Raw genomic sequence first — 1,223 nt, 5'->3', positions numbered from 1 at the left:
AGATGCCGCTGCGCCGGACGGCCACCTGGTCCAGGGTGCCGTCAGCGAGGACCGCGACGAGCCCGGCGCGGGTGCCGCGGTCGGCGCGGGCGGGCAGGTCGACCAGGCCGCCCCAGCGGTCCGGCTGTTCGAGGGCGACGACCCGGCCCAGGCCCCAGGCCAGGGCCGCCCAGACGTCGTCGACCCGTTCGCCGGCCGTGACGGGCATCGCGGTCCGACTGAGCGCCCACACCCGTCCGGCCAGGCCGGTGTCGGTGAGCGCCCGGACGAGGGTGAGCAGGGCGGCCGTGCCGGCGGGCAACGCCGGCGTGTGCGCCGGGGGCCGGTCCTGGCGGGGCAGGACGCAGAGCACCCCGGCCCAGCCGTCCCCGCTGATCCGGCGCAGCCGCTCGCCCAGGTCGGCGCGGTCGAGGGTGGACGACAGGGTGAGCGTGTCCACCCGCGCGCCGGCCTGGGTGAGGGTCTTCGCCACGCCCGCGTCGGCGCCGCTGTCGACGGTGACGATCAGCCACCGCCCGGACAGCCTGGTCTTCGGGTTCGGCCGGACCGGCTCCCACCCGATCCGGTACGACCACCCGTCCAGCGCGGTGTCCCGGGACCGGTGACGACGCCAGCGCGAGAGGACCGGCAGGGCCGGGCCGAGCGTGTCCAGGGCGTCGGGGTCGTCGCCGAGTTCGGCGGCGAGGGCGGCCAGGTCGCCGCGTTCGACGGCGGTCCAGAACCCGACGTCGCCGCCGTCCGGGGCGGCCCGCTTCTCGGCCGTGCCCTCGGGCCAGTAGCGCTGGTGCTGGAAGGCGTACGTGGGCAGGTCGACGCGGCGCGCGCCGGTGTCCGCGAACCACGACTGCCAGGTCACCGGCATCCCGTGCACGTGCAGCTCCGCCAGGGCGTACAGCAGCGCGTGCGCCTCCGGACGGTCCCGGCGCTGCACCGCGACGGCCAGCACGGCGTCGTCGCCGGGCAACACGTCGGCGGCCATCGCGGTCAGCACACTCTGCGGGCCGACCTCCAGGAACGTGTCCACCCCCGCCTCGCGCAGGGCGGTGATCCCGTCGGCGTACCGGACGGCCTCCCGCACGTGCCGCACCCAGTAGTCGGCCGTGCGGATCTCGTCGCCGGCCAGGGCCCCGGTCACGTTCGACACGACCGGCAGCAGCGGCGTGGCAAAGGTGAGGCCGTGCAGGATCGTGCGGAACTCGTCGAGCATCGGTGCCATCAGCGGG

The 1,223-nt window shown here is 76.4% G+C and carries 1 protein-coding gene; it reads right to left on the bottom strand.

All coding sequences use genetic code 11. The features are described 5' to 3' along the window. Positions 1 to 1,223 (bottom strand): SpnB-like Rossmann fold domain-containing protein (locus tag ACPCK6_RS29555; RefSeq protein ID WP_514132370.1); only part of this gene is annotated, 1,223 nt, incomplete at both ends.

Origin of the sequence: Micromonospora sp. AB353 (assembly GCF_049538395.1) — a bacterium.
Classification (GTDB): domain Bacteria; phylum Actinomycetota; class Actinomycetes; order Mycobacteriales; family Micromonosporaceae; genus Micromonospora; species Micromonospora aurantiaca.
This window is presented reverse-complemented; position numbering and strand designations above follow the sequence as displayed.